Origin of the sequence: Novosphingobium endophyticum (genome assembly GCF_014640675.1) — a bacterium.
GTDB lineage: Bacteria > Pseudomonadota > Alphaproteobacteria > Sphingomonadales > Sphingomonadaceae > Novosphingobium > Novosphingobium endophyticum.
The window spans coordinates 66,686-93,292 of sequence record NZ_BMHK01000003.1; the positions used below are offsets into that span (position 1 = coordinate 66,686).

Annotated in this window: 22 protein-coding genes and 1 pseudogene; 11 read left to right on the forward strand and 12 right to left on the reverse strand. The window is 64.5% G+C overall.

All coding sequences use genetic code 11. The annotated features are described in order from the left end of the window. Positions 1 to 33: 33 nt before the first annotated feature. From IEX32_RS03090 to IEX32_RS03120, 7 genes are all read right to left on the reverse strand, one after another. Positions 34 to 519 carry a DUF421 domain-containing protein gene (locus IEX32_RS03090; RefSeq protein ID WP_188768316.1) on the reverse strand — a complete coding sequence of 162 codons (486 nt, stop codon included), beginning with the start codon at positions 517 to 519 and terminating at the stop codon, positions 34 to 36. Continuing rightward, entirely contained in the window at positions 519 to 1,034 is a 516-nt protein-coding gene (locus IEX32_RS03095) for a hypothetical protein (protein WP_188768317.1), read from the reverse strand. The genes IEX32_RS03090 and IEX32_RS03095 overlap by 1 nt, the downstream gene beginning before the upstream one ends. 87 nt (positions 1,035 to 1,121) lie before the next feature. Beyond that, on the reverse strand, positions 1,122 to 2,723 hold the full coding sequence (locus IEX32_RS03100; protein WP_188768318.1) for an FAD-dependent oxidoreductase: 1,602 nt from the start codon (positions 2,721 to 2,723) through the stop codon (positions 1,122 to 1,124). Beyond that, the gene (asnB, locus tag IEX32_RS03105; protein WP_188768319.1) at positions 2,713 to 4,632 is read right to left on the reverse strand and encodes an asparagine synthase (glutamine-hydrolyzing); all 1,920 of its coding nucleotides are present in this window, start codon (positions 4,630 to 4,632) and stop codon (positions 2,713 to 2,715) included. Before asnB ends, IEX32_RS03100 begins: the two co-directional genes overlap by 11 nt. Before the next feature lie 212 nt (positions 4,633 to 4,844). Further along, the gene (locus IEX32_RS03110; RefSeq protein ID WP_188768321.1) at positions 4,845 to 5,285 is read right to left on the reverse strand and encodes a DUF2721 domain-containing protein; all 441 of its coding nucleotides are present in this window, start codon (positions 5,283 to 5,285) and stop codon (positions 4,845 to 4,847) included. Between the two features lie 24 nt (positions 5,286 to 5,309). After that, a complete protein-coding gene (locus tag IEX32_RS03115; protein ID WP_188768322.1) occupies positions 5,310 to 6,122 on the reverse strand; it encodes a class I mannose-6-phosphate isomerase in 813 nt (270 codons plus the stop codon). An 11-nt stretch (positions 6,123 to 6,133) separates the two neighbouring features. Continuing rightward, positions 6,134 to 6,916, reverse strand: coding sequence for a TonB family protein (locus tag IEX32_RS03120; protein WP_188768323.1), 783 nt, complete (start codon positions 6,914 to 6,916; stop codon positions 6,134 to 6,136). A 135-nt stretch (positions 6,917 to 7,051) separates the two neighbouring features. On the opposite strand from IEX32_RS03120, the gene IEX32_RS03125 reads away from it, so the two are divergent. Further along, a complete protein-coding gene (locus IEX32_RS03125) occupies positions 7,052 to 7,792 on the forward strand; it encodes a dienelactone hydrolase family protein (protein ID WP_188768324.1) in 741 nt (246 codons plus the stop codon). Between the two features lie 381 nt (positions 7,793 to 8,173). Further along, on the forward strand, positions 8,174 to 10,636 hold the full coding sequence (locus IEX32_RS03130; RefSeq protein WP_229735844.1) for a TonB-dependent receptor: 2,463 nt from the start codon (positions 8,174 to 8,176) through the stop codon (positions 10,634 to 10,636). A gap of 92 nt (positions 10,637 to 10,728) precedes the next feature. Here IEX32_RS03130 and IEX32_RS03135 read toward each other — a convergent pair whose 3' ends face one another. Continuing rightward, positions 10,729 to 11,799 carry an aminoglycoside phosphotransferase family protein gene (locus IEX32_RS03135; protein ID WP_188768326.1) on the reverse strand — a complete coding sequence of 357 codons (1,071 nt, stop codon included), beginning with the start codon at positions 11,797 to 11,799 and terminating at the stop codon, positions 10,729 to 10,731. A gap of 148 nt (positions 11,800 to 11,947) precedes the next feature. Here IEX32_RS03135 and IEX32_RS03140 point away from each other — a divergent pair, with 148 nt between their 5' ends. The 4 genes from IEX32_RS03140 (at position 11,948) to IEX32_RS03155 (ending at position 16,134) form a co-directional block, all read left to right on the forward strand. Next, positions 11,948 to 13,162, forward strand: coding sequence for a CaiB/BaiF CoA transferase family protein (locus tag IEX32_RS03140; RefSeq protein ID WP_188768327.1), 1,215 nt, complete (start codon positions 11,948 to 11,950; stop codon positions 13,160 to 13,162). Beyond that, the gene (locus IEX32_RS03145; RefSeq protein WP_188768334.1) at positions 13,162 to 13,578 is read left to right on the forward strand and encodes a Zn-ribbon domain-containing OB-fold protein; all 417 of its coding nucleotides are present in this window, start codon (positions 13,162 to 13,164) and stop codon (positions 13,576 to 13,578) included. Before IEX32_RS03140 ends, IEX32_RS03145 begins: the two co-directional genes overlap by 1 nt. Then, positions 13,575 to 14,759 carry a thiolase family protein gene (locus tag IEX32_RS03150; RefSeq protein WP_188768336.1) on the forward strand — a complete coding sequence of 395 codons (1,185 nt, stop codon included), beginning with the start codon at positions 13,575 to 13,577 and terminating at the stop codon, positions 14,757 to 14,759. Before IEX32_RS03145 ends, IEX32_RS03150 begins: the two co-directional genes overlap by 4 nt. Before the next feature lie 175 nt (positions 14,760 to 14,934). Then, complete coding sequence (locus IEX32_RS03155; protein ID WP_188768338.1) at positions 14,935 to 16,134, forward strand: amidohydrolase family protein; 1,200 nt, start codon at positions 14,935 to 14,937, stop codon at positions 16,132 to 16,134. A 93-nt stretch (positions 16,135 to 16,227) separates the two neighbouring features. Here IEX32_RS03155 and IEX32_RS03160 read toward each other — a convergent pair whose 3' ends face one another. Beyond that, the gene (locus IEX32_RS03160) at positions 16,228 to 17,277 is read right to left on the reverse strand and encodes a phosphotransferase family protein (RefSeq protein ID WP_188768340.1); all 1,050 of its coding nucleotides are present in this window, start codon (positions 17,275 to 17,277) and stop codon (positions 16,228 to 16,230) included. Positions 17,278 to 17,413: 136 nt separating this feature from the next. Further along, the gene (locus IEX32_RS03165; protein WP_188768342.1) at positions 17,414 to 18,259 is read right to left on the reverse strand and encodes an IclR family transcriptional regulator; all 846 of its coding nucleotides are present in this window, start codon (positions 18,257 to 18,259) and stop codon (positions 17,414 to 17,416) included. A 156-nt stretch (positions 18,260 to 18,415) separates the two neighbouring features. Between IEX32_RS03165 and IEX32_RS03170 the strand changes: the two genes are divergently transcribed. Further along, positions 18,416 to 18,868 carry a hypothetical protein gene (locus tag IEX32_RS03170; protein ID WP_188768344.1) on the forward strand — a complete coding sequence of 151 codons (453 nt, stop codon included), beginning with the start codon at positions 18,416 to 18,418 and terminating at the stop codon, positions 18,866 to 18,868. Positions 18,869 to 18,898: 30 nt separating this feature from the next. Continuing rightward, positions 18,899 to 19,218 (forward strand): annotated as a pseudogene (locus IEX32_RS03175) (glutamate--tRNA ligase family protein); the annotation flags it as partial. On the opposite strand, the gene IEX32_RS03180 reads toward IEX32_RS03175, so the two are convergent. Together IEX32_RS03180 and IEX32_RS03185 are read right to left on the reverse strand one after the other, a co-directional pair. Further along, on the reverse strand, positions 19,145 to 20,758 hold the full coding sequence (locus IEX32_RS03180) for a class I adenylate-forming enzyme family protein (RefSeq protein ID WP_373285409.1): 1,614 nt from the start codon (positions 20,756 to 20,758) through the stop codon (positions 19,145 to 19,147). The pseudogene IEX32_RS03175 and the gene IEX32_RS03180 overlap by 74 nt on opposite strands. Positions 20,759 to 20,844: 86 nt before the next feature. Further along, entirely contained in the window at positions 20,845 to 22,242 is a 1,398-nt protein-coding gene (locus IEX32_RS03185; RefSeq protein ID WP_188768347.1) for a helix-turn-helix domain-containing protein, read from the reverse strand. 152 nt (positions 22,243 to 22,394) lie between these two features. Between IEX32_RS03185 and IEX32_RS03190 the strand changes: the two genes are divergently transcribed. The 3 genes from IEX32_RS03190 (at position 22,395) to IEX32_RS03200 (ending at position 26,575) form a co-directional block, all read left to right on the forward strand. Continuing rightward, complete coding sequence (locus IEX32_RS03190) at positions 22,395 to 23,987, forward strand: isocitrate lyase (RefSeq protein WP_188768349.1); 1,593 nt, start codon at positions 22,395 to 22,397, stop codon at positions 23,985 to 23,987. 92 nt (positions 23,988 to 24,079) lie between these two features. After that, the gene (locus IEX32_RS03195; RefSeq protein WP_188768351.1) at positions 24,080 to 24,253 is read left to right on the forward strand and encodes a hypothetical protein; all 174 of its coding nucleotides are present in this window, start codon (positions 24,080 to 24,082) and stop codon (positions 24,251 to 24,253) included. Positions 24,254 to 24,484: 231 nt separating this feature from the next. Beyond that, entirely contained in the window at positions 24,485 to 26,575 is a 2,091-nt protein-coding gene (locus tag IEX32_RS03200; RefSeq protein ID WP_188768353.1) for a putative bifunctional diguanylate cyclase/phosphodiesterase, read from the forward strand. Positions 26,576 to 26,607 lie beyond the last annotated feature (32 nt).

Consider the following 26,607-nt stretch of genomic DNA (forward strand, 5'->3'; position numbering starts at 1 on the left):
GCCTTCAAGGCAGGGGAGGAAGCGGGGACGCAGTCACGCCGCGACCTCCTCGCCACCCGTACGCGGGTCGACATCGCCTTTATCAGCGCGGATGAAGCTGATCTTGCCTTCCGATTCAAGGATCGCCCAGGCGACCTGATCGAGGCTGTCAATGCCGGCCAGCCGCATCTCGCTCGCCAGTTCGTCACTGTCGATGCGCTCGATGTCGAGATTGCGCTGGATCATCTCGCCGTGACGGACCAGCACCACCGGCGGACTGGAGAGAACGCCTCGCACTCCGGAAAAGCGGTGTCCGATCACGCTGAACAGCAGGCTCCAGGCTGCGAACGTGAAGATCGCCAGCGTCGCGCCGGTCAGAGAGAAATCCTGGTGCGTGACGCCCTGCTGGATGAGATCGCCCATGACGATCAGCGAAACCAGCTCGAACGGAGCCAACTGGCCCATCTCGCGCTTGCCCATCAGGCGCAGCAGTCCGTAAACCACCAGAAACATGACCGAGGCGCGCAGGACGATTTCCATCAGGGCAGCACCGTCAACGTGAGCGGCACAGTGGCCAGCGGCTCCTCGCCGTCCGCCACGACGAGTTCGCCGGTCAGCCGGCGCAGCCCTCGAGGCTGGATCTGGCCGTCCAGTTTCAGGATGAAAACCTCGCCCGCGCCAACCGGCCCGTAGTGGAAGGCATAGCGCCCGCCGATGGACTCCGCGCTCTGCGCGTCGGGAATCTGGGTGTCGATGCTCATCCCCTGCCAGAGACGGTCGGAGACAGAGATCACCAGATCGCCGACGTTTTGCTTGGGGCGCACCCTTACGACGGTCTCGAACCAGTTGCCGCTGCGCAGGATCGGCTCGTGTTGCATCGTGACGTCGGCGAGCGGGGTATCCTTGCGCAGGGTCCGTTCCCCGCCGCCGCCCAGCCAGCCGAGCAGCGCGCTGCCGAGCACGACAAGAATGAGTAACGTGGCCAACGGAGTGCGCCAGCGGGCGAAGCGGCTTGCGCGAATGTGGTGCGGCGTAATCCCGAAAGGGCGATTCAAGGCGTTGCGGCCTTCACCCCGCAGGGCACCGGGCGATCGGTCCGTCATGGCATGGCGTGAAACTCGCGCCGTGCCTTGATGTTCCCTTCAGCGCAGTTCGCCGTCGAGCCGCTCTGCCAGCCGGAGCGCCAGTGCAACCAGCGTAAACGTCGGGTTCGCCCAGCCGGCCGTCGCGAAGACGGAGCTTCCGGCGACGTGCAGGTTCGCCACCCCATGAACCTTGCAGTGCTCATCGACGACGCCGGTCTTGGGATCGTCGCTCATGCGGGTTCCGCCCATATGGTGATAGCCGGCGATCGGGTGATTGCCGACGGTCGGGTCGACCGGCCAGTCATTCCCCGCATCGCCGATCCATTCGCTCGGCGTCACCGAACCGCGCCCCATGCGGTCCAACTCCTCGCCGAATACCCGGGCGAAGACGCGGGCGGTGTGCTTGTCGAGCGGGTCCAGTCGCCAGTCGAGATCGGCCTGCCGCTCGCCCAGCGCGTTGCGCGTGCTTGAAAGGACAATGCGGCTGTCCGGGTTGGGCGCCTGTTCGCCGCGAATGATCATGTAGAGGCCGGTCATGCCGGTACTGGCCATGGCCGCCTCCACCTTCTCACGCACCGCGCGGTGGAACCAGGCGCGCAGGCCCCGGTAGATGTGGTCGAGCTTGCGACCGGTACGGTCCGGGTTCAGCGAGTGCTTGATCGTGCCATAAAGCTTGTTGCCCAGCGCCACCCCCTTTTCCGGCGGGCGCTGCAGCTTGAACGTGACGATCGAGTTCATCGCCCCCTCCGCCTCCTGCACCGCGTCCGAGAGACGCAGCACCGGCGCCAGCGGCGGGCCGGATTTCATGAAACGCTTCTGGTAGGCGGCCCAGAGATCGAAGGGCCGATTGGTCTCGACCTTGCCGATGCGGCCCGTGGGATGCTCCATGAAGAAACGGCCGAGCTGGTCGTGCGTATTGCCGATGCCGCCGGCGCAGACATCGTCGGAAGCCAGCATCAGCCGCGCATTCTCGATCGCTCCGCAGGCGAGCACGTAATGCCGCGCCTTCAGCTTGGCCGACTGGCCGTCGAGCGTCCGCACCTCGACATGCTCGATCGCGGCTCCGTTAGTGCTCGCCTGCAGGTTCACGGCATTGGCGTGGAGCAGGATCGTGAGGTTCGGCGCGTCGATCAGGTCCTTCGCCCGGCTGGCCGCAAAGCGCTCGGTCGCCTCGTCGAAGCGCCAGAGATCGGTAGCCAGCTTCCGGGGATCGAAGCCCTGGTCGGGAATGCCGCAAAGGCGGTAGGCATCGTCCCATTCGAAAGGGCCGATATCGAAAATATCCTGCGCCCGGCGGTAGTAGGGCACGACATCGCCGCGCGTGATCGGCCAGCCCGAGTGCGGCACCCAGGCCCGCTTGGCGAAGTCGATCTCGTCGAGCAGCGCGCAGCGGCCGCCCCAGATCGAGACCGTGCCGCCGAAGAAGCGCAGACGCGATTCCTCCAGGTCATAGTATTCGTGGCCGATGTTCTCGCCCTTGTAGAGCGCCTGGGTCTTCTCCTCGAAATCCGTCCCGCCGCTTTCGGCAAGGCAGACCTGATGCCCGGCGCGCGTCAGTTCGCGCGCGATCGTGACGCCCGCCGCGCCGGCGCCGATCACGCAGACGTCGAATGGCTTGTCGGCAACCGCCTCGGGGTTTTTCTGAAGATCAACGAGCATCGAACGTCTGGTCCCACCAGCAGGAGAACATGGCGATCGCGTAGAGGATGCGCCCGTGGTTGGCGAGGCCGGCGGCATGTTCGGCGAACAGTTTTTCGACCGCGTCCTGCCGCAGATAGCCGCTCTTCGAGGCACCGCTGGACGTCCATGCCTCCCGCGCGAAGCTGGCGAAGCCGCCGCTGAACCACTCAGCGAATGGAAGCTGGAAACCCAGCTTGCGCTCGTCCAGTGCGCCGGGGAACAGCCAGGGCTCCACGGCCTTCCTGAGGGCATACTTGCCGACTTTGCCGCGCAGCTTCATGTTTCGGGGCATCGTCAGCGCCCAGTCCACCAGCTTGTGACTGAGAAACGGCACGCGCGCTTCGAGCGAATGCGCCATCGAGCCGCGGTCGGTGCGGTTGAGGAGCGAGGCAGGCATGTGAACCGTCAGGTCCGCCAGCATGAACTGCGCCAGCGGATCGAGATCGCGCGCGCCGCTAAAGCCGAAGTATTCACGCTCGAGGTCGTCGAAAGGGTGATCGCTTTCCTGCCTTGCGTGAAAGCCCGGTTCGTAGAGCTCCTCCCGCACCCAGGGTGTGGAGATCTGCGTGCCCTGGAAGAAACGCTGGTAGTTGTTCTCCAGCATGGCCGACTGGCGAAAGCGTCGCGCGTTCTGGCGCAGATAGTTGAGCCGCTTGCCCCCCATGCCCGGCGCACGGTCGATGGCGGACAGGACGGGTTCCAGCATGCGCAGGAACGGCCCCGTGCGCGCGGCGGCGAGCGCGGTGCGCTGGCGCTTGTAGCCGGCGAAGATCTCGTCCGAACCTTCGCCGCAAAGCACGACCTTCACATGCTCGGCCGCCAGCTTCGAAAGGTGCCAGACCGGCACGGCGGCCGTGGCCGCGCATGGCTCGTCGTGGCTGCGCTGCACCTCCGGCAGCATGATCCCCGCGTCCTGCGGTTCCAGCGGCAGGGTAATGTGCTCGCAGCCGAGGTGCCTGGCGATGCGCACGGCGGCCTCGGTCTCGTCGATCGAGGTTCCCGGGAATCCCATGGTGAAAGCCTTGACGGGCGCCGTCGCGTGACGCGCCATGGAGGCAACGATCGCGCTGGAATCCACGCCGCCTGACAGGAAAGCGCCAACCGTCACGTCGGCGAGCATGTGGCGCTTCGTGGTTTCCGAAACCCAGTGCCGCGTCTCCTCGATCCACTCGGTTTCCGAAAGACCCTGCCGCACCTCGAATCGCGGCCGCCAGAACTGGCGGATTTCCGGGTCACCGTCGGGTCCGATGTGGAGCACATGGCCGGGCGGCAGCGTCCTCACCTCGCGCCAGATCGAACGCGGCTTCTGGACGTGACCGAACATGAAAAAGTCATGCACGCCGCGCTCATCGACCGTGAAATCGAGACCGATCCCTTCGGGACCGGACAGCGCCCTCAGCGTGCGAATTTCCGAGCCGAAGGCGATGCCGCCCTGCTGGAGCGTATAGTAGACCGGCTTGATCCCCAGCGGATCGCGCGCGAGCACCAGCCGGCGCTCCTTCGCGTCCCAGATGGCGAGGCCGTACATGCCCTCCAGCTTCGGCCAGGCCTCGTCGCCCCAGCGCACGTAAGCGGCAAGGATCGTCTCGGTATCGCCATGCGTCGCGAACTTCCAGCCCCAGGCGACCAGCTCCTCGCGCAGCTCTGGAAAGTTGTACACCTCGCCATTGAAAACGATCGCCCAGCGTCCGTCGGCCGAGAACATCGGCTGATGCCCGCCCTCCAGGTCGACAATGGAAAGCCGGCGATGGCCTAGGCCGAGGTCGCCGTCTATGTGGATGCCCCCGTCGTCAGGGCCGCGATGGACGATGGTTTCGCAGGCGCGGGCAATGGCCTCGCGCGGGACCGGCCTGCCGCCGCGCCTGTACCAGCCGGTAATGCCGCACATCTGCCCCTCGTCTTCCCGCTACGAATATTGCGGCCGCGTACAGCGCGTTGGACCTCAGGAAAAGGTCTCCGCCCCGGTTTCGTCCTGCCACCGTGGATAAAGCGGCAGCGTGACGAGCAGCAATCCTCCCTGACGCAGAACTCGAGGGCGAAAGGCGGAATTGGCAATATTGCCGTGACACCGGCGACTCGGCGATATCGCTCCGGCCCGGTTCAGATGTCCCGCTCAAGTTCGAGGTAGTCGCGGGGGATGCGCAACGCCTCTGCCGCGATTTGGGTTTCGCGCAGGAACAGCACGAGCGCGAACAGAAGCAGGACAATCGAGGCAAGGAAAGTGATCGCCGCGATCAGGTTGAGATCGGAAGCCAGCAGTCCTTCGAGGAACAGCAGCACGACGGTCGTACCGATGGAAAGGCCCGAAAGCACCATGAGACGAATGGCGCGGGTGATGATCGTGATGCGCTTGTCGATGATACGGATTTCGCGCACCACCATGTCGTGATCCGGGCCTTGGGTCTCGACATGCATCGCCTGCAGCGCCCTCGCCCGATCGACGACGCGCCCCAGCCGCGTCGAGAGAATGTTGAGAATATTGCCGATGGCCACGAGGACGAATACCGGCGTCAGCGCCAGCTGGATTGTCTGAACGATCATCGAACTGTCCGCCGCCACCGGGAATCAGGCCGCGCAGCCGCGCGCGAGCAGGCACACGCCATCCGGCGCGAAACCGATCTCTTCGATACCGTGCGCCAGCGCGCACCCGCCGGGGGCGACATCGCTTCCCGCCACGGTCACGGACCCCATGCGGGGAATAACCAGCAGGGCGCCCGGATAGCGCGCCGCGACTTCGTCCGTGGGCGCGCCCTCAATCTGGTCGAGCAGGAACAGCGGACCGTCCACGAGGACCTGCGAACCGCGCGGCGCGACCCGCTTGTGCCAGCGCATCGCATAGGGCTCTCCCTTCGCGACGGCCATGCCCTCTTCGAGGTGCAGTTCGCGCGGCCGGCCATAATCGAAGAGGCGATAGGTGATGTCGCTGTTCTGCTGCACCTCGATCAGGCTCACGCCCGCGCCGATGGCATGTACCGTGTTGGCCGGAATGTAGAAGAAGTCGCCCGGCGAAACCTCGTGCCAGACCATCAGATCCTCGATCGAGCCGTCGAGAGCGGCGGCGCGCATCTCTTCCCCGGTGAGATCTTCCCGGAAGCCGATGCCCAGTGTGGCGCCGGGCTCGGCGCCAACGATCAGCCAGCACTCCTCCTTGCCCTGGCGGCCGATGCCCTTGGCGAGCGTCTGCGCGTCCGAGGGATGGACCTGAACCGAAAGCTTCTCGCTCGTGAAGATGTACTTGACCAGCAGCTCCGGCAGTTCGGCAGGCGGTTCGAACCAGATTTCACCGATCCTTTTCCCTTCCGGAGCCAGGAAGGGCGCTGGCAGGACGTCCTTGCCCCAGGGCTTTTCGACCTGCCGGATCGGCAGCGAACCACTCATCTTATTGAACCTCATGACTTGCGCGCGATCATGGCCTCGCCGCTCCGGGTTACAACAGGCTCACGATAAAACCAACGCTGTCGCCAGCCGAATACGCCCTCGACCGGCCGTCCCGAGGCGTCCCTTGCCGGGCGAAAGCGAAAGCGCTTCGTCGCGAGGCGGCAGGTTATTTCTCCGGCGCGCGGATCGGGGCTGGGCTTGACGATGCGGCAGCCGCGAACCCGGCCATCAGTGCCGACCGTCAACGCGACGATCACTTCGGTTCCGATACGCAGGTCGCGGCTCTCGCGCGGATAGTCCCTGGCCGAATTGATGTCTCCGGCGATCTTGACCGGCGGACTTGCCCCGCCGCCGCCGTCCTGCCCCGAGCCGCTTGCGCCGGAACCCGTCCCCCGGCCCTCTCCCCCAGCTCCGCTGCCCTCCCCCTCCTCACGCGCGCCCGAGGCATCGTCCGGCCCCTTTCCGGCCACCGGCGGCGCCTGCGTCGGCCTTAGCGCGATCGCCGCTTCGGGCGCTGAGGTGTCGCGCGGCGTGGCCTTCCTTCCGGGAGGCGCGGCCGCTCCTTCTTCCTGCGGCGGCGCGGCCGCGGGCGACGGGCTCGGCGCCGGCTCGGACGGTGCCGATGTCTCCACCGATACCGTGAAGGCCTGCGTCAGGTCCCTGACGACGGAAGAGGCGAACTGCGGCGTGAAGGCCCGCACCAGCAGCGCGATCAGGACGACATGCAGGCCCGCGACAAGGGCAATGACGCCAAGGCGCGTCCGGCGCGCGGGTTTGAGGTCCGCCTTCGTCATGCTGGTTCGATGCCACGGCAAGGCGCGTTCCCGCAATGGTGCCTTTGACAACGCACGCCGGGAAGGTCATTCTCCAAATCGAATAGTGCTTCGAAATATGCGACTATCCTAGATAAAGAATGCGGGAGGCAAGATATGTCTACGCCGGCAGCCAATAAAGGCTTCGCTCCCTTGGACTGTGTCCACGGCAACGTCCGCCTGCGGGGACAGCTGCTGCGGCCCGCCGGCGAGGGAACGCGGGCCACGGTCCTTATGTTCCCCGGCGCGACCGGGCCGGGCGACAGCTTCCGCAAGGCCATGCACGAACTGGCCGACGCGGGTTACGTAGTGGCCGGCCTCGACATGTACGGAGCCGACGCGGATATCTCGACACCCGCAGCTGCGGGCAAACATTACATGGCCCTCCTCGGCAACCCCGCGACGCTGCGGGAACGGGCGGTGCATTGGCTGGACACGGTGCGCGCCCTTCCCGGCGTCGATTCACGGCGGATCGCCGCCATCGGATACTGCTTCGGCGGCAGGTGCGTGCTTGAACTCGCGCGCAGCGGCGCCGACCTGCAGGCAGTCATCAGCTACCACGGACTGCTGGCCACACATGCACCCGCCGGGCCGGGAAAGGTACGCGCAAGGATCGCCGTCTGGTCCGGCGGACAAGACCCTTACGTATCCGTGGCCGAACTCGATGCGCTGCGCAGCGAACTCGATAATGCGCGGGCCAATTATCAGATTACATTGTTCAGTGCGGCACAGCATGCATTCATGGATTCCGATCACGACGGATTGGCCGACGGCATCGCCTACGACCGGGTGGCACATCGAATTGCCTGGATGGGCACACTGGCACTTTTGGACGAAATCATCGGTGAGAAATTGTGATCCAGTGTGTAACGTAACCGGCATGATCTTCAGAAGATTCGACCTCTTGGCCTCAATTCTCAATTGCGAGCCAAATCACGTTCAGAAGCACTTGCATTTCCGCATTGGGTTCGTAGCATGTACACATCTAAAAAGAATTTGAAGATGCCGAACTGCGGCACGACAATTTAAATGGGAGGGAAATGAGGGTTGATGTACAATGCCCGACTACCGATAGTCGGCATGCATCGCTCCCTGGAATCCCGCCAAAATTGAAGAAGGCCGGCATTCGCAGCCGGTCAACGCCGGCTGAGAACCATGTTGCCGCAGGGGAGAAGAAAGATGACTGCAAGGAATGTCAGAAGCGCTCTGATGCTGGGAGCAGCCTTCACGAGTGTATCCATGGCAGGTCCAGCGCTTGCGCAGGAAACGGCATTCAATGCCGATGAAATCATTGTCACCGCCCGGCGCACCGAAGAGCGTCTGCAGGACGTTCCGATTTCGATAACCGTTTACAACCAGGAGCAGCTCCAGAAGCGCAACGTCGCGGTTGCCTCCGACCTTGCGACCTACACCCCTTCGCTATCGGTCAATACCCGCTTCGGCCCCGAGAAAGCGACTTTCGCCATTCGCGGTTTCAACCAGGACGCGGCCGCGGCGCCGACGGTCGGCGTATACTTCGCCGATGTGGTCGGCGTACGCTCGCAAGGCGGCACCGCCGGCGGCAACACGGTGGGCGCGGGCTCCTTCACCGACCTGCAGAGCGTCCAGGTCCTGAAAGGACCGCAAGGCACGCTGTTCGGCCGCAACACGACGGGCGGCGCCGTGCTGCTCGTCCCGCAGAAGCCGACCGATCTGCTCGAGGGCTACATCGAGGGCACTTACGGCAACTTCGACCAGAAACGCGTGCAGGGCGCGCTCAATGTCCCGCTGGCAGACACCTTCAAGGTGCGTGTCGCCGTCGACCGCAACAAGCGCGACGGTTACATGAAAAACCACTCGGGCGTCGGCCCCGACGCGTACAACGACGTCGACTACACCTACGGCCGCCTCAGCGTGGTCGCCGACCTGACGCCCGAGCTCGAGAACTACACGATCTTCCACTACAGCGAGTCGGACACCAACGGTTACGCCACGCGGCTTGAGGACTGCGACCGCGACCCCGCTTCGCCGTTCGTAGGTGGCAGCCTGACGCGCTACTACACCTCGCTCGCAGCGTGCGACCAGATCGACCGGCAGGCCGCGCGCGGTGACGGACCTCTCGACGTCGAAGTCAGCAATCCCGATCCGCGCATCTACATCCGCACCTGGCAGGTCATCAACACGACGACCTGGCAGATGAGCGACACCATGACGCTCAAGAACATCGTCAGCTACGGCGAATACCGCGAGCAGGCCGCGTTCCAGCTCTATAGCGACAACTTCTTCGTCCCGAACACGCCAGTCACGCAGGGATTGGCCATGGGGGGCGGCCCCCTGCCCGGTCAGCCGTTCGATTATATCCAGCTTGGAACCCAGCCAGGCTATGATGCGGCAGCGGGATCGACCACGACCGAAGAACTGCAGTTACAGGGCCGTTCCGCAGACGGGAAGTTCAACTACGTTGTCGGCGGCTACCTTGAATTCAGCCGCCCCATCGGGTGGAATCAGCAGCGCACCGGCATTTTCGGCAACTGCGTCGATCCGGGAACGCTCAACTGTACCGGCGGCTTGCCGCTCATCCCGATCGCTCCGGGGGTGACGGTGCCTGGCGTGATCATTTCCGAATCGCGCACCCGCCTGGATTTCGACAACCACGGGGTCTTCGCACAGGGAACCTACAACTTCACCGATCAATTGGCATTGACGCTGGGCGGCCGCTGGACGTTCGACAAGATTGTCGGCTACGCGGAAAGCAATCGCTGGGTTCTCGCGTCCATTCCGGGCGTTGGCACGATTCCGGTAAGCCGTGTCTGCAACGACGTGCTGAACCACCCGGACGTCGACTTGCTGGCGAACGGCGGCGATGTTTCAGCCTGCGGCACACGCATCGTCAGCAAGACGGACAAACCGACATGGCTGGCCGGCCTCGACTTCAAACCGACGCCCGACACGCTCGTTTATGCCAAATATGCGCGCGGGTATCGTCAGGGCGCCGTCAACTTCACCAACCCCGGCCTTGAAACCGTTGGCCCGGAAAAAGTCGACGCCTACGAGATCGGCGCCAAGCTGACGTTCCGCGGCGCCGTGCCCGGCTACTTCAACGTCGCCGCCTTCTACAACGACTTCTCCGATCAGCAGATTTTCGGCGCGCTGATCGCGAAGCCCGACAGCGGCCTTGCCGGCGGTGCCGCGCTGATCAACGCGGGCAAGTCGGTCATCAAGGGGATCGAGGTCGATACGGGCGTGACCGTGTTCGACATGCTTCGGCTCGGTGCGGGCTACACCTATCTCGATACCGAGCTCAAGGATCTGATCGCGCCGACGCTCAGCCCCGACAGCCCGTTCGAGGAGATCATACCGCGCGGCATGGAAGGCGGACCGCTGACATACTCGCCCAAGCACAAGCTGACACTGTCGGGCGACGTCAACGTCCCAGTGGGCGACGCCGGCACGTTCACCGCCGGCGCGGTGTTCGTCTACACGTCGTCGCAGTTCGTGGACGGGAACAACAAGATCCCCGGCTACAGCCTGCTCAGCCTCAATGCCGGTATCACCGATATCGGCGGAACAGGCTTCGATCTCACCGCTTTTGCCAACAACGTGACCAACAAGAAGTACCGCGTCACGTCCGGCGGCGGGTTCGAATCCTCGGGCATCCAGGATTTTGCCTACGGCCAGCCGCGCATGTACGGCCTGCGCCTGAAGTACAACTTCGGCCGGTAATCAAAACCCCCCGCGCCTGCCGAGTGGCGCGGGGGAACGGCCTCCGGGTCAGACTTGCAGCCACGCCCTGCCGGGCGTGGCTTTTTCTTTTCCTACGAAATGCCCAGCAATCCGAAACTATCGTGCCGCATCGCGGCCTTGCCGAGCCGGTCGACGAACTGGACGATGATCGGCGGATCGACGCGGCGGGTGATCGACCAGAGGTAGAAACCGTAGGTCACCGCCTCGCGGTACTGCGCCCAGGCCTGTTCCTCGTCCGGCATCGCCATGCCGCGTCCGCGCATCATCGCCAGGTACTCGCCAAGTAGCCGGCGTTCCTCGGCCTCGGCGGTCTCGGTCGGCAGCACGGCATTCAGGTGATAGGCGACGTCGAGCGCCCAGCCGCCGCGCTGGAGCAGCTGCCAGTCGATTACCCCGGTACCGTCGCCGGTGCGGAACAGGTTGCCGGCATGGGCGTCGCCGTGGATCATGAACTGCGGCCGGCCGGCATCGCGCTCGGCCAGCGCCTTCATCGCCGAGGAGAGGCGCGCGGCGCTGCGTATGCGCGACGAGAGATTGTCCCCGCGCGGCCCGTCGAGAAGCTCCTGAAGCATGGCCGGCGTGACATAGGTCATCTTCGCCAGCTCCGCCGCGCGGGGCCGGATCCAGTCGGCGCCTTCCAGGAACGCGCTCTTCGCGTGGAGGCGCGAGAGCTGATCGAGGCTTTGCAAGGCGTCATCCGCCCTGAAGGGGTCGAGCGCGGAACAGAAGGTGGCGCCATCGGCTATCAGGTCGCGCATGATCGTGACCGCCTGCTGCGCCTCGCGGTCAATGACCAGGGCGACCGCTTCGGGCACGCGCATGTCGACGACCGGCGCGACCTTGCCGTAAAAGTCCGCCTCCAGCACGCAAGTCGGGCCGCCACGCGCCGTCATTGCGTCGACATCGAGCAGGCCCTTGAGGCAGAAATGGCGTTTGCATGTCTCGCCTTCGAAAGCGGCGGCAAAGCGCACCTTGGTCGCGACGGTGCGGATCACTTCGACCGTTTCGACTTCGGTAACGGTCTTTCCGCCCGAAACATCGGCAAGCGCCGCGCTCAGCCAGGCCGGCTCCAATGCCTCTTCGAGAGTGGCCGGAACCCTGACCTTCGGTTGCGATGGCACGCGCCGCACCGGTGTCTGCATCGTTCTTCTCCCCTTTCGCAATGGCTGGACTTTGCCTTGACCTAATTCGCCATTTCGGTCCATCCTTCGCAATAGAGAATTTCTCCGGTCATGCGATGACAGTTGCAGGCCATCGCAAACGAACGGACGAGTGAGGCAAGGAACCACGATGGGTAGGCCGCTGGAAGGAATCAAAGTCGTCGAAGTTGCCATGTGGGCCTTCGTACCCACCTGTGGCGGCATGCTCGCGGACCTCGGCGCGGACATTATCAAAATCGAGCCGCCAACAGGCGATCCGCTGCGCGGCCTCCAGATCGGCGGCCTGAACGAGGAAAGCCGGCGCATCGACTATTCGTGGGAAAGCTATAACCGCGGCAAGCGCTCGATCACGCTCGACCTCAAGCAGGAAGCGGGCCGCGCGGTGCTGCGCAAGCTGCTGGCGGATGCGGATGTCTTCCTGACCAGCCTGCTCCCGCCCGCGCGGCGCTCGATGGGAATAGACGCGGCCACGCTGCGCAAGGCCTTCCCGAATCTGATCTATGCCAGCGGCAGCGCGTCAGGTCCCAATGGCCCGGAGAGCGAGAAAGGCGGCTATGACGCCATCACCTTCTGGGCGCGCGGCGGCATTTCGTCCTCGCTCACCGTGGAAGGCGCGCAGCATCCCGTCGGCCCGCCGGGCCCGGCCTTTGGCGATACGCTGTCCGGTGCGATGCTCGCCGGCGCGATCAGTGCCGCCATCGCGAGGCGCGCGATGACGGGCGAGGCGGGCGAAGTCGATGTTTCGCTGCTCGGCACCGCGATGTGGTCTATGCAGCGCTACATCTGCCAGGCGACGGCCGACGGCGTGCGGAAATTCCCCAAGCCGCCCGCCGACAAACCGCACAACGTGCTCGTCAGCAACTATCGCACGTCCGACGAGCGCTTCGTTGCGCTGTGCATGCTGCAGGCGGACAAGTACTGGGCGCCCTTGTGCGAAACAGCCGGACGGCCGGACCTCGCCGCCGACCCGCGCTTCGCAGACACCAGGGCCCGGCGCGAGAACATCGACGCCTGCCATGCCGAGGTAAAGGCGCTGTTCGCGTCGAAGACGCTGGCGGAGTGGAAGGACATCCTTTCCCGCCAGCAGGGTCAGTGGGACGTGGTGCAGGACGTCGGTGAAATGAAGGACGACGTGCAGGCGCAGGCCAACGGCTACATCAAGCATGTCGATTATGGTGACGGGACCGATATTCCAATGGTAGGCCTCCCGATGCTGTTCAACGGCGCGCCGCTGGATTCCACGCGTTCGCCGGAACTGGGGGCGGACAGCGACGCGGTGCTAGCCAGCCTCGGCTACAGCGAAGACGAGATCATCGACCTCAAGGTGCAGGGAGTCGTGTTCTGATGGGCGAGGCCCCCGCGCGCAAGCTCCCGGCGCTGGAGCCGGAGACGGAATTCTTCTGGACCTCCGGCGCGGACGGGCATCTGCGCATCCAGCGCTGCGGCAACTGCGGTCTGTGGCAACATCCGCCCCTCCCCCGCTGCGCCGCTTGCGGCAGCGAGCAGGTCGCGGCGCAGGCCACGTCGGGCAAGGGCCGGATCGCCAGCTACACGGTCAATCACGAACCGTGGGTGCCCGGTCTCGAAGTGCCCTTCGTCTATGCGGCGGTGGAACTCATCGAGCAGGCGCAGCTCTACGTCCTCACCAACATCCTCGCGCCTGTCGACGCTGTACGGATCGGTATGCCGGTAGAGGTCGAGTTCGAACGGCACGAGGACGTCTGGCTGCCGATGTTTCGCCCGGCGCGAGGCGCTGTATGACGCAGCTTCCCGAAAAGCTCACCTGCATCACCGGCGCGGGCCAGTCTGAAGTCGGCCGCCCCTCCCCGCGCACCGCGCTGCAACTCACGGCCGACGCATGCCTTGAGGCAATCGCCGACGCGGGCCTCACGCCGGCGGACATCGACGGCATAGCCTGCTACCCCGGCAAGTCCTCTGAAGGCGGCGGGATCGCTCCTGTCAGCCCCTCGGAAGCCGCCGCCGTGCTGGGCATCGACCCGAAGTGGATCCTCGCCTCGGCCGAGGGTTTCAGTCACATGGCACCGATCTTCAATGCCGTGACCGCCATCGCCTGCGGTCTCGCGCGGCATGTGGTGGTGTTTCGCTCGGTGGCGCAGGCGACGGCACGCATGGCCTCGCGATCCTCCACGCTGATGTCGCCCTCACGCAGCCGCGTGGAGGGCAACAATGCCTGGACAGTGCCGTTCAACGCGCTCTCGCCGATCAACACTTTCGCGCTTTATGCCCAGGCCTATTTCGACAAGTACGGCGCGAACGAGGAGCAGCTCGGCATGATCGCGGTGAACAACCGCCGCAACGCCGCGCACAATCCGAACGCGATCTACCGGAAGCCGCTGAGCCTCGAAGACTATCTGGCCAGCCGCGTGATCTCTTCGCCGCTGCGCCTGTTCGACTGCGACAGCCACATCGACGGTTCGACCGCGATCGTGATTTCACATCGCGACGCCGCGAAGGACGGCAGGAACCCGCCGCTCCACATCGAATCCATGGGCATGGCGGTCGGCGGTCTGTGGGTGGGCAAGTACGAGGGCGACTTCACCGCGATGCCCGCCGCGCACAAGGCGGGAAAAATGCTGTGGTCGCGCACCGACCTCAGGCCCGGAGACATGGACTGCGCGCAGATCTACGACGGATTCTCGATCCACGTCTGGATGTGGATGGAAGCCCTGGGCCTCGTGCCGCGCGGCGAGGCCTGCCGCTTCGTGGAAGGCGGAAACCGCATCGCGCTGGACGGCGAGCTACCGCTCAATACCGGCGGCGGCCAGCTCTCGGCCGGGCGTTTCCACGGCTATGGGCATATTCACGAGGCGACCGTGCAACTCTGGGACCGGGGCGGCGGGCGTCAGGTGAAGGACGCGCGGACCTGTGTGATTTCCAACGGCGGCTACGGCTACGGCGCGATGATCCTGCGGCGCGATTGAGACGCTGACTCGGCACCCCCTCCCTTCAGGACGAGACATACCCGCGCTTGCCCGTGAAACGGACGGCGCCGGAGTCGAGTCGCGCTCTTGACAAAATCATTCCCTATTGCGATACTTAGTTCTCTATTTCGAATTAATGGAAGTGGCCGGAAATCGGCACGAGAGGAGATGAAAGATGGGCGAGGCAGATCCCGCGATCCGGGGCGGCAGTGTCGCCGAATGGCATTACGGTCCGATCTTCGACGCGGACGCGCACATCGATCCACCGCACGACATGTGGAAGAACTACCTGCCTTCCCATCTCAAGGATCGCGCCCCCTTCATCGAGCACGCGGACGACGGCGACTACATCTGCTTTGAAGGCAACCGCCGCCCCTTCATGATGATCAACAACCAGGCCGGGCGCGAGGGTAAGAACTTCAAGATGAAGGGCCGCCTTGCCGACCAGCGCAAGGTCTGGGAGCCGGCCACGCGCCTTGCCGACATGGATACGGACGGCATGGACGCCGCGCTGCTGTTTGGCGGCGGCCCGCTCGGTTCCTTCGACAACGAACTCTACGTCGCCAGCTACGAGGCTTATCAGAACTGGGTGCTGGACTTCTGCTCGGCGGCGCCCGACCGGCTCTACCCCGTCGGCTACGTGCCGATGCGCGACATTGACGAGACCATCGAACACGTTCGCCGTCTGGCGAAGAAGGGCTTTCGCGCGATCAACCTGCCGGCCTTTCCGCAGAACAAGAATGCCTGGGAAACCAGTTCGGGCGTCAAGGCGCTCAAGGCCGGGCAAGTCTCGGCGCTGACCGGGGAGCAGAAGGGCGATCTGCAATACTTCCAGCCCGAGTTCGACAAGCTCTGGTCGGCGATCTGCGACGAAGGGCTGGTCGTCACCTTCCACCTCGGCGCGCGCGTGCCGCGCTTCGGCGAGAAGCAGTATTTCCTGCCCGACATGCCGATGTCCAAGATGGCGATGGCCGAGCCCATCGGAATCTTCATCTTCAACTGCATCTTCGATCGCTTCCCCGACCTGAAGATCGGCAGCATGGAAAGCGGCGTGGGCTGGTTCGCCTGGTTCACCGAGTACATCACGCGCACGTGGGAAAAGCAGCGTTTCTGGACCGAAAGCCAGCTGAAGAACCCGCCCAGCTACTACATGGACCGCAACGTCTTCGGCTCGTTCATCCAGGACCGCACCGGCATTCTCAACCGCGACCTGCCGGGCGGCGGAAACATCATGTGGTCATCGGACTATCCGCATTCGGAAACGACCTTCCCGAACTCACGCGCGATCATCCAGCGCGATTTCGAAGGCGTTCCCGAGGAGGACGTGAAGGCCATCATCAACGGCAATTGCCGAAAGCTGCTCGGCCTGAGCTGAACCGTACAATGCCTGAAGAGTGGGCTGCCGGCCCCCGGCCCGTGCCGGGGTGACCGGGGGGCAACGACCACTCTCTCCGAGACCCCCGGCGCCTCACTCAACCTTCAGTCGCGTCCTCATTGCCGCCTCGTCCATCATCGGCGCGCCGCGTAGATGCCCCAGGCGGATGCCGGTGCAGGTCATCTTGAACTGCGCGAAGTCCTCGTACCAGCCGAGATCGGCGGCCGACTTGCCGGTGATTTCTTCCCACAGATCAACCGTCTCGTCGCGGCTGCCCATGCCTTCCAGCGGCGCGCCATAAGTGGACTGCGGCCCGTGCATCGTGTCCGCCAGCACGCAGAACCACGCGAGGTCATGGAGCGCACCGCCGAGCGAAGGCTGTTCCCAGTCCATCACCGCGACGACATCGAAATTCTCATCGAACATCATGTTGCCGATGCGTGCATCGCCCCAGACCAGCCCCTCCGGGCGATTCTTCGGCCAGAGCGCCTTGAGGCGGGCCAGGGCCTCGTCGAGCACCGGCAGGGTCTCCGTTTCCTGCAGCCAGGCGGCGAAGCGGGTGTACTTCTCCCACTCCTGCTCAAGCCCCTGCTCCGCTCCGTCCGGGCCCTTCAGGAAGGCGCATTCGCCGAGAGGCACTTTCTGGATCGCGGCAAGCTGGCCAACGGCGTTGCGCCACAACACGCGGCGCTGCTCGGGCGCGGCATCCCTCAGCCAGCCTTCGCGCGCATAGGGCGGTACCGAAACGGGCACGCGGCCCTGTTTCTTCTCCATCACGAAGAAGGGATTGCCGAGAAGCGAGGCGTCCTCCTCGAACCACAGGGGGCGCGCCACGCGCACGTAACCGCCGTCGCTGAGCACCTTCATGATCTGGTACTGCTCGTCGAACAGGTTGTCGGGAAAGACGGTGAACGACCGGGGCTTGATCCTCAGCACACAGCCTTGGGCATGATCGCGGCCCGCTTCCCTCCAGTGCGCGTCGAACAGGATCGTTTCGTGGCTCTGCCCGGCGCCACGCGGGTAGGCGAGATTGGCGATGGCGATGTCGCTGGCCTGCGGCATGCGCGTGCCGAGCCACCCCGCCAGACGGGTTGCCAGTTCATCCAGATCCCGGGTCTCCGGCGCGACGATCACGTCTGACACGAATTCACTCTCCCGACTTCCCGAATGCCGACAATGTAATTCGGCATTTCGAATATCTTTTCGCCTATTTGATAAGACGACAAAGCGGACGGGTCAAGCGAAGCTCGCCCCTGTATGGTCCCGGCGGGAGATAAGATCAGTCGAGGTCGGCGGGGCGTCCGGAGAGGAAGCGCGAAATGCGCTCGCAAGCCTCGGCCAGGCGGCGGCCCGCCAGCATGATCTGGGGCCCGGTCAGCGCGCTATCAAAGCCGGCCATGACCAGCGAGATCGTCGCGCGGTCCCGGCTGTCATAGATCGGCGCCATAAGCGCCATGACGGGGTAGGACCTGTCATCTTCGAACCGGGTCACGGGAACGACCGGCGGATCCTCACTTGCCGCGCGGATGCCCGAGGGTTCCGCTTCGGGCGCGCTGCCGGGGCGGCGGACAAGGGGGATGAAGCCCTGCTCACGCACGAATTCCATCCCCGCCTGCATTTGCGCCACCTGATCGGCGCCGGGCACGGGGTCAGACCGGGTGATCCACGCATCGGCATCGCGCGGGGAGCGGGCGAAGAAGGAAATCGCCTGAATCCAGCGCAGCGGCATGCGCGTTCCCATGGGCACGGGATATCCGACATGGCTCATCGATGCCGCGCGCTCACGCAAATGGATCGTGTCGCCTTCCAGGAAATAGGCACCGCACACGATGTCGAACTCGTCGGCGAGGCTGCGCATCTCCGGCTGCGCCACCTGCAGCGGCGAGAAGTGCTCCGCGGCCGTGCGCCCGATCGCGGCCAGCGCCGGGCCGAGCACATAGGTCTTGTCGGTGGTGCGATAGAGATAGCCCACGTCGACCAGCCCGGTCAGCAGCGCATGACAGGTGGCGCGACTGAGCTTCAGCGCGCGCACAAGGTCGGTCAGCGCGAAAGCCTGACCGGGATGGTCGGCAATGAAATTCAGGATTGCGGCGACGCGGCGCACGCCTGGAGATGAACGCGACACATCTTATCTTTCACAATTTCGAATTTTGTCGCCTAGTTTGGAAATCACTGCCGCGTCAATAGTCAGAGCTGCTTATTTGCCGGCCACTGCTCCCTGTTTCGGCGGGGGCTTTTTTCTGTCTCATGCGTTGGAGCGGCAGGGACAGGAGACACAAAAATGAAATTTCTCGCAGCAATTCTGCCATTGGCCCTATTTGCCTTGGGTGCGTGCGAGGCAAGGTATGCGCCGACGACGGATCAGCGCGATGGGCAGCTCACGCCGTCTTCCGGCGACGCGCCAGCCGGCGAGGTGCTTTTGCCACAGGGCGAGTTTCGCGTGGCCGGGGCCGATGGTGTGGATGTAAACCTAGGGCATGCGATTACCGTCTCGATCGACGACGATACGATCGCGCTCGCATCGCAATGCGTTACGCCCCGCTGGACCTACAACTATTCGGGCGGGACACTGGCCACTCAGGCGATCCCCGATCCCATCTGCGACCGTGGGCGTTATCCGGCGGAAGAGGCGGCAATGGCCGTGTTCGATGCGCCTAAAATCATCATGCGCACACCGGAAAACGGCTGGTATATCGCTGGCGGCGGACGCAGCATCACGCTCTTCTCGCAATAGGCGAGTAGCCGCGCTAACGGCTGCGCGACCATCGCCCGTTTCGCTCCGTCCCCGCCGGTCGCCTGCATGTCGGCAATATCCGCACCGCGCTGCATAAACTGGCTGCTGGCCCGCAAGGCCGGCGGGCGATTCCTGCTGCGGATCGATGACACCCATGCGGAGCGGTCGAAAGAGGAATATGTCGAGGCGATCCGCGCGGATCCCCCTGACTGGGGTTGGCGCCCGATGGCGAGGAGCGCCAGTCCGCGCGGCTGGAAGCGGAAGGCCGTGCCTATCTCAGCTTCGCCCGAGCCGCTCGGCCATCATTTTCGCGATCTCGCGGCGCGCCACCTTGTTCGAATGCAGGAGCGGCACCTCCTCTCGCGCGAATTCGGCATAGGCGCGCGGCACCTTGTAGCTCGAGAGGCGCTTGCGCAGTTCCGCCTCGATCGCATCGAAATCGAGCCTCGCCCCTTCGCGGGGAACCACGGCCGCGACGACAAGCTGCCCGCGCTCCTTGTCCGGCAGGCCCACGACATAGGCGCTGTGCACACCCTCCAGCGACTGCAGTTCCATCTCCACCTCCGCCGGCGAGACGTTGGAACCGGCCGCCTTTATCATGTCTCCGCCGCGGCCGGCGAAATGGACGCGCCGCCCCTGCGGACGGTCCTCGACCATGCACATGTCCCCGGTGCGATAGTAGCCGTCCGGCGTGTAGTGTTCCGCCTTCTCGATCTTGTGCAGCGAAGGCGCGACCGGATAGCCGCGCACCTGCATCTCGCCAACCTGGCCGCTGGCGACCGGGCGGTTCTCCTCGTCGGCGATGCGAATCTCGTAGCCGGGCGCGAAGTGGTCCATCGGCGCGCAGACCGGATAACCCGGTGCGCGGAAATCGTCGCCCCAGGAATAGGGGCCCAGCGTCTCGCTCATGCCCAGGCCCCACCAGGGCTTAGGCCCCTGGATCAGCTTCAGGTCTTCTTCGGCGAGCACGCTGCCCATCGCAAAGCGGCTGTTGCTGAGCGTGCGCTCGGCGCAGACGGTGATCGCGCCCGATTCCCAATTGGGCAGGAGGTACATCATCATGCCGCCGACCCAGAACATGGGAAGCATCGCCGGGCAGCGCTGCCCGCGCGGCGTGCCCATCATCTCGCGCAAGGTGTGGCTGCGGAACATGACCGGGCCATGCAGGTGCTTCACCCCCTTGGGCAGCGCCATAGAGCCCGAAGTGTAGATCTCCACCATCTGGTCGGTTGGATGGACTTCGGACTCGATTGCCGCCAGCAAGTCGTCGGCGATCGCGGCGCCGGCATCGGTAAGGAACGACATCGGCCTGACCGGATGCGGCAAGCCCTCCCCGCTCGATACGATCCAGCGCAGGTAAGGCGCCGCCGAAAGATAAAGCGGCCCCTCGCCTGCCTCGGCCAGTTCGGGCAGCGCGTCCAGCACGCGCCGAGGATAATCCTTGCCCAGCAACTCGCGTTGCAGGATCAGCCCCTGGACGTCTGACTGGCGCAGCACGCGGACCAGCTCGGCTGCGCGGATCATGGTGCTGATCGGAACCGCTATGGCGCCGATCCGCGAAACCGCCGCCAGCATCAGGGCAAAGCCGGGGCCATTGCCGAAAATGAATCCCACACGCGCGCCCTTGCCGATCCCCTGCGCGATCAGCCCGCGCGCGATCTGCGACGAACGGCGATCAAGTTCGGCAAAGCTGATCGTTTCGCGCGCCTCGCCATCGTCTTCGAGAACGATCGCGGTGTCCTCGCCATAAGCCCTCGCGGCTGCCCGGATCATCTGCGGAAAGGTCTTCACCGCGCCGGGGTTTTCCGGTGCATCCGTCTCGATGCTCACTTGCTCATCCTCTCTCGCTTCTCGTGCTCGGCCGCTGGCATCATGAGTGCGATCGGGCATTTGTCCAGCCCTGCGGCTCCCTCGCCTGGGCTGTTAGCAATTCGCCATTGCAAATTCAAAGTCGATATTTCGGATAATCATCCTTATCAGCTCTCAGCGAAGGAGTAAGGCTGTGCGGCGCGGCGATGATCGTCTGAGAGAATTTCGCGCCCGATCGGCGGGACCGAACGCGCGATGCATTCGGCGCGGTGGCAAAGGCGGCAGGTGACACCTATCGGCGTCGTCGGCGCGGACGCGGGATCGGCCTCGCCGGCATAGACCAGCTTGCCCGCCTCCTCGGCGACGCAGGCAAGGGCGACGGCGCGGACGACCCGCAGCCGACCATGGCGTCCTCCCCCGGCCGTGACGGTACGTGCGATCGAGAAGAAGCGCTGGCCGTCCGGCAGTTCGAGCCATTGCGTGTGGAGCTCTCCCGGCCGGCGAAACACCTGATGGACATTCCACAGCGGGCAACCGCCACCATGCGCCGCGAATGGAAAGCCCGCGCCATCGAGCCGTTTGGACACATTGCCCGCCTCATCCACGCGTATGAAGAAGAACGGCACGCGCTCCTCTCCCGGCCGGTGGAGCGTCGTCAGGCGATGGGCGACCTGCTCGAAGCTCATCCCGAACTGACCGCCCAGCGCCTCGATGTCGTAACCGCGCGCCTGCACCGCCCGCGCGAACTTGCGATAGGGCATGAGGATCGCCGCCGCGCCATATCCCGCCAGCGCGCGGCGGATGAGCGTGGCGGCAGTCTTGCTGGCGAAATCCTGCCCCCGCACGATCTGCATGATCGCGCCGCGCAGGGCCGTATGGGCGATGTGCGTGGCGATCTGAAAGGCGCGGCTCGGGCAATCGAGCGTGTCGTCGATCAGGAGCTGCTGATTATGTCGGTCAAACCGGCGCATCGCGTCCATCAGCACGTCCGGCGGCAAAAAGCGCACGCGCACGCCCTTGCTCCCCAGCCACTTTTCCATCCCGCCGGCCTGATCGATCTCGCCCGCCAGTTCCTCGGCCTGGGCATCAAGTGCGTGGAAATAGTTGCGTGAGGCCGCGAAGAAGCGCTGCGCCTCGCGCACCGGGTCGCTGTCCTGCTCGCCGGGCTCTGCATCGCGCTGCTCGGCCAGCGCCTGCTGCTCGCGCGTATAGGCGCCGTGGAGCCGCAACAGCGCTTCGGCCACACCGGGAAAGCTCATCGCCAGGTCCGAGACTTCGAGCGAAGGCAGGTCGATGTCGTCGAACACCGGATCGCGCAGAATGTCGTTCAGCCGCTGCGCATAATTCTCACCGTCTTCGCTGGCGAGATCCGTGATCTCCATCCGGTAGGTTCGCGCAAGGCGCAGCAGCATGTCCGCGGTCACGGGCCGCTGATTGCGCTCCAGCAGCGCGACATAGCTGGGCGAAATATCGAGGTCGCCGGCCATCGCCTGCTGAGTCAGGCCGAGTTCGCGGCGCAGACGACGCAGCCTTGGGCCAAGGTACAAGGGGCGGTTTTCTGCCATATCCTCAGCATACTGTCAGGACTGCACAACTTTACAATGAAAATCTGTAAAGCTTTACAACGAGACTTCGCGAGCCGTTCCCCGCCCCCCCATTCGCGCCTAGCTGGAGAGCATCGAACGCAAGAACGAATGCTCACGGGGAACAGCGAATAATGACTTACCAGCAGAAGATCGTCGAGGCCGGCCGAACCATCGGCACCGAACCCACGTGGAACGGAATCGAGCCCGAATCGGTCGCGCGCATGCGTCTGCAGAACCGCCTTCAGACGGGCCTCGACATCGCCCGCTACACCGCGCGCATCATGCGCGAGGACATGGCCGCCTATGATGCCAATCCGGCGCAGTACACGCAATCGCTGGGCTGCTGGCACGGGTTCATCGGCCAGCAGAAGATGATCTCCATCAAGAAACACTTCGGCACGACCAAGGGCCGCTACCTCTACCTCTCGGGCTGGATGGTCGCCGCGCTGCGCAGCGAGTTCGGTCCGCTGCCCGACCAGTCGATGCACGAGAAGACTTCGGTTCCCGCGCTGGTGGAGGAGCTTTACACTTTCCTGCGCCAGGCCGACGCGCGCGAACTCGGCATGATGTTCCGCGAACTCGACAAGGCCCGCGCGGCCGGCGACGAAGTGGAAGCGCGCCGTATCGAGAACGCGATCGACAACCATGAAACGCACGTCGTGCCGATCATCGCGGACATCGACGCCGGCTTCGGCAATGCGGAGGCCACTTACCTCCTCGCCAGGAAGTTCATCGAAGCGGGCGCCTGCTGCATCCAGATCGAGAACCAGGTCTCCGACGAAAAGCAGTGCGGCCACCAGGACGGCAAGGTCACCGTTCCGCACGAGGACTTCATCGCCAAGATCCGCGCGGTTCGCTATGCCTTCATGGAACTCGGCGTCGACGAGGGCCTGATCGTCGCCCGCACCGACTCGCTGGGCGCCGGCCTGACCAAGCAGATCGCCTATACCCGCGAAGCCGGCGACATCGGCGACCAGTACAACTCCTTCCTCGATTGCGATGAGATCGACCCGACCAACCTCGGCCACGGCGATGTCCTCATCAGCCGCGACGGGAAGCTGATGAAGCCGAAGCGGCTCCCGTCGAACCTCTACCAGTTCCGCCCGGGGACCGGCGAGGACCGCTGCGTGCTCGACTGCATCCAGTCGCTCCGCAATGGCGCCGATCTTCTCTGGATCGAGACCGAGAAACCGCACATCGGCCAGATCGGCGGCATGGTCCGCCGCATCCGCGAGGCGATCCCGAACGCCAAGCTGGTCTACAACAACTCGCCCAGCTTCAACTGGACGCTCAACTTCCGCCAGCAGGTGTTCGATGCGTGGCAGGAGGCGGACAAAGACGTCTCGGCCTATGACCGCTCGAAGCTGATGAGCGTGGATTACGACGACACCGAGCTGGCGGCAGAGGCCGACGAGCGCATTCGCACCTTCCAGAAGGACGCGGCGCGCGAGGCGGGCATCTTCCACCACCTCATCACCCTGCCGACGTACCACACCGCGGCGCTTTCTACCGACAATCTCGCGAAGGAATACTTCGGCGATGCCGGCATGCTCGGCTACGTCAAGGGCGTCCAGCGGCAGGAGATCCGCCAGGGCATCGCCTGCGTCAAGCACCAGAACATGGCCGGCTCCGACATCGGCGACGACCACAAGGAATACTTTGCCGGTGAAGCGGCGCTCAAGGCCGGCGGCGAGCACAACACGATGAATCAGTTCGCCGCCTGAGGCGGGGAGCAACCGAGTTCACTGCATGAGGCAGTGAAGCAACCAGTTCGCGGGCCAATCCGCACCCACGAGCGAAAAGAAGGAGAAAAGTGATGACGACCACCACCACTTGCGAACCGGCTCGCTCGCGCGCCGTGCTGTCGAACGAGGACTTCAAGCTGCTGCAGGAAGCGGTCCTGTTCTACCTGAAGGCCCACGAGGACGATCCGATCTCCTCCAAGTATTCGAACCTCTATCACCGCCTTGGCAGCGCCGTTCGCCGCTGAAGCGCCCGAGAGTTTTCCTGGGGAGGAAAGCGTGGCCCGTCGCACCCCCGTGCGGCGGGCCATTTGGCGCCGATTGCTTCGTATCTGCGCGGAAGCGACATCGGGAATCTCGACGCATTTATCGGTGAAACGCTATGGTCTGGCCGCCAAGTCATTATGATTACAATATTAACCTTTGCGACGTAGCCATCGTCACACACAGGGTCGTGTCGTGAATGTGGGGGTTACGAAGTGCAGAGCGGCGAACCTGCCGACGAGCAGGCCATACATTCACTGGAACGCGCGCTGCGGGCGGCTTCGCAAGCCGAGCAGCGCCTTCGCGAGGCGGTCGACGCGTTGCCGGAGGGCATCGTCTTCCTTGACGAGGAAAACCGTTACATCCTGTGGAACCGCCAATACGCGGAAATCTATTCGAAATCGGCGGACCTGCTCGAACCGGGCGTGAAGCTCGAGCACACGTTGCGCATCGGCGTCGAGCGCGGCGACTATCCCGAGGCCGCAGGCCGCGAGGAGGAATGGATCGCCCACCGCCTCTCGCTCCTGCGCCAGCCCGGCGCCCGCCATGAGCAGCGCCTGTCCAACGGCCGCTGCATCATGATCGAGGAGCGCAAGACCGAAAGCGGCGGCACGATCGGCATTCGCGTCGACATCACCGAAATGAAGCAGAAGGAAGAAACCTTCCGCATGCTGTTCGAGCGCAATCCCGTGGCAACGCTGGTCTGTGACTTCGCCAATGGCCAGGTGCTGTCCGCGAACGAGACGGCCTGCGCGTTCTTCGGATACGGGGACCGCGAAATGGCCGGAATGCCCGTCGCCGCGCTCTTCCCCGACGAGTGCCGCGCGCTGGCCGAGGAAATGCTGACTTCCGAACGCGCCAGCAGCAATGACTGCTGGCGAATGCTGCGCCGCGATGGGAATTGCGTGGAGGCGGTCATCTCGACGCGTCTTTCACAGATGAAAGGCTATGCGGTGACGATCGTGTCGATCTTCGACGTTACCGAGCGCCGCCGCATCGAGCAGCGCATGGCGCACATGGCGCGTCACGACGAACTCACCGGCCTGGCCAACCGCGCCCATTGCCACGAACATCTGCGCGAGGTCCTGGACTTGGCGAAGCTGGACGACACGGTCACGATCGCCCTTGTCGACCTCGATCACTTCAAGTCCGTCAACGATACCTACGGCCATTACTTTGGCGACGTCCTCCTCACCGAAGCGGCGATCCGCATGCGCGAGCTTATCCCGCCCGGGGCGTTGCTCTGCCGCATCGGCGGAGACGAATTCGCGATCATCTTTCGCCAGTTGAGCCTCACGCAGACCGAAATCGTAGCGCGGTCGATCATCACCGCCATGTCCGAGCCCTTCCTGGTGAAGGGCAACATGATCCACATCGGCGCCACCGTGGGCTTCGCCACATCCCCGTTCGACAGCAGCGACCCGGAAACGCTGCTGCGCTACGCGGATCTTGCGCTCTATGCCGCCAAGGCCGAACGGCGCGGCAGCTGCAAGGGCTTCGAGGCGCGGCTGGACGAGGCCGTTCAGGAGAAGAACAAGCTTGAAAAGGATTTCCGCCAGGCGATCCTCGGCGGTCAACTGGAAGTCCACTACCAGCCCATAGTCAATCTCGATACGGGCGCCGTCGAATGCTACGAGGCGCTGGCCCGCTGGCGCCATCCGCAGCGCGGCTACATCGCGCCGGACATCTTCGTTCCGCTTGCCGAGGAAATGGGCCTGATCGACCAGGTCGGCCGCTTCGTCCTGCAGTCCGCCTGCCGTGAAGCAACCTCGTGGCCGGAGGAGGTAAAGCTTTCGGTCAACGTCTCGCCGCTGCAATTTCGCAACGGCAATCTGTTGAGTACCGTCATCAACGCGCTGTCCGCCACCGGCCTGCGCGCCGAGCGGCTGGAACTGGAAATCACCGAAGCCGTGCTGATGGAAAAGGGGCCGCGCCCGGCCGCGATCATCCGCAACCTGCGGGCATTCGGCATCGGCATCTCGCTGGACGATTTCGGCACCGGCTATTCGTCTCTCAGCTATCTGCTCAGCTATCCCTTCACAAAGATCAAGATCGACAAATCCTTCGTGCTCAGCCTGCAGAACGATACCAACTCGCGGGCAGTGATCCGCGCCGTGATCGGCTTGGGGCGGAGCCTGGGCCTGACTGTCGCGGCCGAGGGCATAGAACGCGAGATGGAACGCGATTACCTGCGCAGTGAGGGCTGCGCGCAGGGACAGGGCTACCTCTTCGGCCGTGCGATGCCCGCTCATCTCCTTGCAGAACCCGGCAACAGCCTCGCCGGGAAACGGCGCAGCGCCGCCTGAAACCTGTCGGCCGGTTGCGCGCTTACCCTCTC